General features: G+C 71.3%; 6 protein-coding genes. 5 read left to right on the forward strand and 1 reads right to left on the reverse strand.

Going from position 1 to position 7,241, the window contains the following annotated elements:
* Nucleotides 1-138 precede the first annotated feature (138 nt).
* From ACZ6SA_RS31495 to ACZ6SA_RS31515, 5 genes are all read left to right on the forward strand, one after another.
* Nucleotides 139-855 carry an ABC transporter ATP-binding protein gene (locus tag ACZ6SA_RS31495; protein ID WP_347647013.1) on the forward strand — a complete coding sequence of 239 codons (717 nt, stop codon included), beginning with the start codon at nucleotides 139-141 and terminating at the stop codon, nucleotides 853-855.
* Nucleotides 852-1,574 carry an ABC transporter permease gene (locus tag ACZ6SA_RS31500; RefSeq protein WP_347647012.1) on the forward strand — a complete coding sequence of 241 codons (723 nt, stop codon included), beginning with the start codon at nucleotides 852-854 and terminating at the stop codon, nucleotides 1,572-1,574. Before ACZ6SA_RS31495 ends, ACZ6SA_RS31500 begins: the two co-directional genes overlap by 4 nt.
* Nucleotides 1,568-2,899 carry a sensor histidine kinase gene (locus ACZ6SA_RS31505; RefSeq protein WP_347647011.1) on the forward strand — a complete coding sequence of 444 codons (1,332 nt, stop codon included), beginning with the start codon at nucleotides 1,568-1,570 and terminating at the stop codon, nucleotides 2,897-2,899. The genes ACZ6SA_RS31500 and ACZ6SA_RS31505 overlap by 7 nt, the downstream gene beginning before the upstream one ends.
* A 2-nt stretch (nucleotides 2,900-2,901) precedes the next feature.
* Nucleotides 2,902-3,537, forward strand: coding sequence for a response regulator (locus ACZ6SA_RS31510; protein ID WP_132604903.1), 636 nt, complete (start codon nucleotides 2,902-2,904; stop codon nucleotides 3,535-3,537).
* 180 nt (nucleotides 3,538-3,717) lie between these two features.
* Nucleotides 3,718-6,198, forward strand: coding sequence for a PEP/pyruvate-binding domain-containing protein (locus ACZ6SA_RS31515; RefSeq protein ID WP_347647010.1), 2,481 nt, complete (start codon nucleotides 3,718-3,720; stop codon nucleotides 6,196-6,198).
* A gap of 59 nt (nucleotides 6,199-6,257) precedes the next feature.
* On the opposite strand, the gene ACZ6SA_RS31520 is transcribed toward ACZ6SA_RS31515, so the two are convergent.
* Complete coding sequence (locus ACZ6SA_RS31520) at nucleotides 6,258-7,232, reverse strand: methyltransferase (RefSeq protein ID WP_347647009.1); 975 nt, start codon at nucleotides 7,230-7,232, stop codon at nucleotides 6,258-6,260.
* Nucleotides 7,233-7,241: the final 9 nt, after the last annotated feature.

A 7,241-nucleotide genomic window follows, 5' to 3' on the forward strand; every position in this document is an offset into this window, starting at 1 on the left:
GCCGCGTACGACACCCCTATTTAGGGTTTCACCTGGTCGTGAAGCCATTCCGCAGGTCGGACCCGGAATCGGGAGGCTGACCCCCTATCAACCGTTCGGGGGATGTCGCACGCGGCTGATCCCGATGATTCTTTAAACATGACAGTCATCGAAATCGAGGGCATGAGTAAAAGCTACAAAGGCCGCCAGGTGCTGACGGACGTGTCCCTGCAGGTGGAACAAGGCGAGATCTTCGGCATCGCCGGCCCCAACGGAGCGGGCAAGACCACCACGGTGGAGTGCATGTCGGGCCTGCGCGAGCGGGACGGCGGCGTCCTGCGGGTCCTGGGCCTCGACCCCCAGAGCGACCGTCGCGAACTGCTTCCCCGCATCGGTGTCCAGCTCCAGGAGGCCGCCCTGCCGGACGCGCTGAAGGTGGGCGAGGCACTGAAGATGTACGCCTCCTTCTACGACAAGCCGGCCGACTGGCGCAAGCTCATGGACGAGTGGGGCCTGACCGAACGGCAGCGTTCCAGCTTCGCGAGCCTGTCCGGCGGCTGGAAGCAGCGCCTGTTCATCGCGCTGGCCCTGGTCGGCAACCCGGAGGTCGTCTTCCTCGACGAGCTCACCACCGGCCTCGACCCGTCCGCCCGCCGCATGACGTGGGGCCTGGTCCGCGAGGTCCGCGACCGCGGCGTGACCGTCGTGCTGGTCACCCACTTCATGGACGAGGCCCAGGCGCTGTGCGACCGCATGGCGATCATCGACCAGGGCCGCGTCATCACCCACGGAACCCCGGGCGAGCTGATCACCCAGGGCCGCACGGAATCGCTCGAGGACGCTTACTTCGCTCTGACGGGAGGGCAGGCGGCATGAAAGGCATCACACAGGTCATCGCGGTCGAGCTCAAGCTGATCATCCGGGACCCGATGTCGGCGTTCTTCGCGCTGGCCTTCCCCACGATCATGATCTGGGTCAAGCTGCGCAACGGCAAGCCCCTTCCCGGCGGGCTGCCGTCGGTCGACGCCAACGTGCCGATGCTGAGCATCTTCGTCATCGGGCTGGCCACGCTGGTCATCCTGCCGGCCACCCTGGCGCAGTACCGCGAGCGCCGGGTGCTGAAGCGGCTGCTCGCCACCCCCGCCTCCCCCGGCATGCTGTTCGGCGCCCAGTGGATCGCCCACATGTTGATGGCCCTTCTCGGCACGGTGCTGCTCATCGCCATCGGCGCCATCGGCTACGACCTGTCCGCCCCCGCGAACCCGGGAATCGTGGTGCTGGCGTGGGTGCTCGGCGCGCTGAGCCTCAGCGGCATCGGCTTCCTGCTCGGCGCCGTCGTCCCTTCCGGCCGCACGGCCACCGTGCTCGGGCTGAGCGTCTTCTTCCCGATGGTCTTCATCTCCGGCGCGGTGATCCCCCGCGAGTCGATGGGCGGCTCGATGCGAGCCATCGGCGACATGCTGCCCATGGCACCGGCCGTGCAGACCATCCGCAACGGCTGGGAGGGCCACGCGGCCTCCCCCGTGGCGATGCTGGTCATGGTGGGGATCTGCCTGGTCACCGCCGGCATCGCGGTCAAGGCGTTCCGGTGGTAAGCAGCGCCCGCCGTGAAGGGTCGGGATCGGTGGTCGCCTCCACCGGACCCGGCCTTTCGCGTTGGGACCGGGTCTGGCCCGCGCTCCCCTACCTGTTCATCCTGCTGCCCGCCGCCTTCTCGCTGGCCCAGAACTGGCGGCTCGACACGCTGGTGCTGGCGTCGTTCGCGATGGCCTGGCACTGGTTCCTGATCGGCGTGCACCCCGACTGGACCAGGCACCCGGTGGTGGCGATCGTCTACTTCGCCGTCCTGCTCGCCGCCATCGGGGCGCTGGTCAGCATCGACTCGGTCTTCACGGTGACCGGCCCGGCGGCGTTCATCCAGTCGTTCAGGCTGCTGCCCCGCTGGTGGGCCTACGGCGGGGTGGCCGCGACGGCCGGGGTGCTGGTCTCCATGCGGCCGGAGGCCGGGCGCAGCCCGGGCGAGATGCTCTTCTCCTTCCTGATCGCCGCGTTGATCGCCTCCGCGATCGGGCTGGTCATCCAGACGATCTCCGACCAGAACGAGAGCCGCAAGGTGATGATCGAGCAGCTGCGGGAGACCGGCGCCAAGCTGGCCGCGCTCGCCGAGGAGAACGCCAGCCTGCAGGCCCGGCTGCTCACCCAGGCGCGCGAGGCGGGGGTGCTCGGCGAGCGGCAGCGCATGGCCAGGGAGATCCACGACACCATCGCCCAAGGGCTGACCGCCATCGTCACCCAGATCGAGGCCGCCGAGGAGGCGATCGACGACACACCGGCCGCGCTCGCCCGCCTCGACACCGTACGCACCCTGGCCAGGGAGAACCTCAACGAGGCCCGCAGGTCGGTGCAGGCGTTGCGCCCCGCGCCGCTGGCCGGCTCGCAGCTGCCCGCCGCCGTGCGGGACGTCGCCGACAGGTGGTCGGAGACGACCGGCGTGGCCGCCTCCCTGTCGGTCAACGGCGACGCCCGGCCGCTGCACGCCGAGGTCGAGATCACGCTGCTGCGGGTGGCGCAGGAGGCGCTGTCCAACGTCGCCAAGCACGCCTCGGCCGGACGAGTTGCTCTCACCCTGTCGTACATGGAAGATGTCGTGGTGCTGGATGTACGCGACGACGGAGCCGGATTCGTCCCCGGGCCGCCCGACATCTCCTCCCACGCGCCCGCCTCCGAGGCCGGCGGGTTCGGCCTCATCGCGATGCGCCAGCGCGTGACGAGGCTGGCCGGCGACTTCGAGATCGAGTCGGCGCCCGGCGAGGGCACCGGCATCTCCGCGACCGTGCCGGCCATCCCCGCGGCCGCCGTGTCCGACGCCATGTCCGACGCCATGTCAGAACCGTCCGACCGCCTGAGAGACGCCGGGTGACCATGCCGATTCGCCTGATCATCGTGGACGACCATCCGGTCGTCCGCGACGGACTGCGGGGCATCTTCACCGACGACGAGTTCGAGGTGGTCGGCGAGGCGGGCGACGGCTTCGAGGCGCTGGCGGTGGTCCAGCGCACCAACCCCGACGTCGTGCTCACCGACCTGCGCATGCCGAAGATGAACGGCGCCGAGCTCATCCGCCGGCTGCGTGAGCAGTCGCCCGGCGTGCGCGTGCTCGTACTGACCACGTTCGACAACGACGTCGACGTGCTGCCCGCCATCGAGGAGGGCGCGACCGGCTACCTGCTGAAGGACACCCCGCGCGCCGAGTTGCGCAGCGCGGTGCAGGCCGCGGCGCGCGGCGAGACGGTGTTGTCGCCGTCCGTGGCGGGGGTGCTGACGCAGAAGATCCGCGCGCCGCAGCAGCAGATGCTCAGCCGCCGCGAGCTGGAGGTCCTGTCGCTGATCTCGCGGGGCGCGACCAACCGCGACGTCGCCAGGAAGTTGTTCATCACCGAGGCCACCGTGAAGACCCACCTGCTGCACATCTTCGCCAAGCTCGAGGTGAACGACCGCGCCGCCGCCGTCGCGGTGGCCTATGAGACCGGCCTGCTCAGGCCCGGCGCCGACGGCTGATTAAGGGCGCCTAGGGGTGGGCCGCCCGCCGGCGATTTCCTACCGTTGAAGAGGCGGCCGTTCCCTCTTTTCCCTTTTTCCCAGCGACGAGTCAGGTAAGTGGTCAGAGCCTGACCTCCGGCTTTTCCCTTCCCTGACTCGCGTCTTCGGCCTGCCGCCGAATCGGAATGGAGATCGCGTATGAACACGCTTGCCCTGGCTGATCCGAGGGCCGAACTCGACGTCGTCGGCGGAAAAGGCGAATCGCTCGCCCACCTGGCCAGGGCCAGCCTGCCGGTGCCTGCGGGCTTCCACGTCACCACCGGCGCCTACCGCGCGTTCGTGGACCGCCACGGCCTGCGGGACGCGATCCTCACCGGCGACGCCGAGCAGATCCAGGCGCTGTTCGCGGCCCGCGAGCTGCCGCCGGAGATCGCCGGCGACATCCTGGCCGCGTACGCCGAGCTGGGCGACGAGCCCGCGGTCGCGGTGCGGTCGTCGGCGACCGCGGAGGACCTGCCGGGAATGTCGTTCGCCGGCCAGCAGGACAGCTACCTCAACATCCGCGGCGCCGTGCAGCTCCTCGACGCGGTCAAGCGCTGCTGGGCCTCCCTGTGGACCGACCGGGCCATCGCCTACCGCGACCGGCACGGCATCCCGCGCGACGAGGTGGCCATCGCGGTCGTCGTCCAGGAGCTGGTTCCCGCCGACGCCGCGGGGGTGCTCTTCACCGAGGACCGCGACCGGCTGACCATCAACGCCGCGTGGGGCCTGGGCGAGGCGGTCGTCGGCGGCCTGGTCACGCCCGACACGATCACGCTCGACCGCGCCGAGCACACGGTCGTCGACGAGACGATCGCGTCCAAGACCGTCATGACCGTGCGCACGCCTGACGGCACGCGCGAGGACCCTGTCCCGCCCGGCCTGCGCGACGAGCCCGTCCTCACCTGGGCGCAGGCCGAGCGGCTGGCCGAGCTGGGGATGGCGATCGAGGAGCTGTACGGCCGCCCGATGGACGTCGAGTGGGCGCTGCACGACGGGCGTCCCCACATCCTCCAGGCCCGGCCGATCACCGGCAGGCGCGAGGTGTGGAACGACTCCGTCAAGGGCGACTACCTGTGGAGCAACGGCAACCTGGGCGAGGCCATCCCCAGCGTCATGACGCCGTGCACCTGGTCGCTCGTGCAGGCGTTCATCGCCGAGATCATGGTCGTCGGCGACCTCGGCGGCCACCCCATGTGCGGCAACATCGGCGGCCGCGTCTACATGAACATGAGCGTGAACGCCTCCCTCGGCAAGGCCCTCGGCATCACCAAGAAGATCGAGGCCACCCAGGAGCCGATCTACGGCAGGCTGCCGGAAGGTGTCGAGACGCCGCTGCTGCCGATGACGCGCTGGCAGACCCTCAGGGCGGCCAGGCCCATGCTGGGCGGCCGCCGCGAGATCCAGAAGCTCGTGGAGCACATCCCGGCCTACATCGCGGACGCGGAGCGGCGTACGGAGGAGATCCGCGCCGCGATCGCCGCCGGCGACGACCTGGTCGCGCTGTGGGAGAGCGACGTCGAGCCGAGATTCAGCCAGTGCAACCGCATGCTCGCCGCCGCGGCCCGCCAGGACGCCGGCTCGCTCATCTACCTCGGCGCCCAGCTGGCCGAGCTGGTCGGTGAGGCCGACGCCACCGTGCTGATGTCCGGCATCCAGTCGGGAGAGGGCCGGCTCGAGAGCCTCGGCCCGCTGCTCGGCCTGGCCCGGCTCAAGCGGGGCGAGATCACCCGCGACGAGTACGTCCGCTCCTACGGCCACCGCTGCCCCGACGAGTTCGAGATCTCGGTGGCCCGGCCCGTGGAGGACCCGGCGTGGCTCGACGACCAGCTCGCCGGGCTCACCGTCGACCCGGCCGAGCTGCTCGACCGCCAGATCGAGGCGAGCGAGGCCGCCTGGCGGCGCTTCCGCGAGCGCCATCCGAGGAAGGCCGAGAAGTTCCGGCGCAGGATCGACCGCTGGGAGGCCATCGTCCGCTCCCGCGAGGAGACCCGGTCGGAGATGATGCGGGGCTTCTGGATGGTGCGCGACTTCGTGGTCCGGGCCGGGGAGGTGACCGGGCACGGCGACGACCTGTTCTTCCTGACGATCGGCGAGATCATCGACGTGCTGCGCGGCTCGGGACGGCCGCTGACGCGGGTGGCCGGGCGCCGGGCGGCGTACGAGCTGTACCGGTCGTTGCCTCCGTACCCCGGCATCATCCGCGGCCGGTTCGACCCGGAGCGGTGGGCCGCCGACCCGGGCCGGCGCGGTGACGTGTTCGACGCCGCCGCCACCGTGGTGCCCCCGTCGCGGACCATCAGCGGTTTCCCCGGCGCGTCGGGCGTGGTCGAGGGGACCGCCAGGGTGCTCGCCTCCGTGGCGGACGGCGACCGGCTGGGCGAGGGCGAGATCCTGGTGACGACCGTGACGAACGTGGGCTGGACGCTGCTCTTCCCGCGCGCCGCGGCGGTGGTCACCGACGTCGGCGCGCCGCTGTCGCACGCCGCGATCGTCGCGCGCGAGCTGGGCATCCCCGCGGTCGTCGGCACCAGGAACGCCACCATGCTGCTGCGGGACGGCGACCGGATCCGCGTCGACGGGAGCGCCGGCACCGTCGAGGTGATCCGGGAGCGGGCCGGCGAGCTCGTGATGAGCTGAACGTCGGAGGACGCGAAAGGCGCCGGGCTCGACGGGGAGCCCGGCGCCTTTCGCTGCTCTCAGCGGGTCGCGGCGAGCATGCGCATCCCGAGCGGCAGATCGATCAGCCGGCCAGGGGTCAGGTCCGCGTCCTCCAGCAGCGCGCGGTATTCCTCCTCGGTGCGCTCCCGCCCGCCGGTCATCACCATCATGTGCAGGTCGAAGGCGAGCGGCACGTACGATCCGCGCCCGACGACGCGTTCGATGACGAGCAGCTCGGCGCCGGGCTCCATCGCCTTGGCGCAGGTGGCCAGCAGGGCGGCGCAGCGCTCGTCGTCCCAGTCGTGCAGGATGCGCGAGAGCAGGTAGACGTCGCCGCCCTCCGGCACGGAGGAGAACAGGTCACCCGCGGCCAGCTCGCACCTGTCCAGCACCCCCATCCGCGACAGGTGACCGGGCGCGGCGGCAACCACCTCGGGCAGGTCGAACAGCACGCCCGTGGCCTCGGGGTTGCTCCGCAGGATCGTGCCGAGCAGGGCTCCCGTGCCGCCGGCGAGGTCGACCACGCGGCGCGGCCCGGAGAAGTCGTACGCGTCGGGGACCCCGCGGAAGAAGGAGGCGCCCGCCGCCATCCCCGTGTTGAACACCGCCGCCTTGCCGGGATCGGCGGCCAGGTGCGCGAAGACGGGCTCGCCGTGGACGTGCTCGAACGCCGCCTCGCCGGTGCGTACGGACTGCTCCAGGCCGTTCCACGCGGCGGCGAAGAAGTCCTCGCCATAGAGGGCGGCGAGCGGGCCCAGGTCGTCGCGGCGCAGCCGCGCCCCCATCGGGGTGAGCGCGTACCTGCCGTCGTCGGCGGCGGCGGCCAGCCCCACCCCTTCCAGCAGGCGGAGCAGGCGGTGCAGGGCCTCGGGGTGCGCGCCGACCTCGTCGGCGACCTCACCGGGGGTCAGGCGGCGCCCGTCGAGCGCGTCCACGACCCCGAGCCGGACGGCGACGAAGGTCGCCTGCGCCACCCATCCTCCGGTGAGGATGCGCATCAGCTCTTGGTCCATCGTGTCCTT

The sequence above is a fragment of the Nonomuraea sp. NPDC049378 genome, from assembly GCF_055586745.1.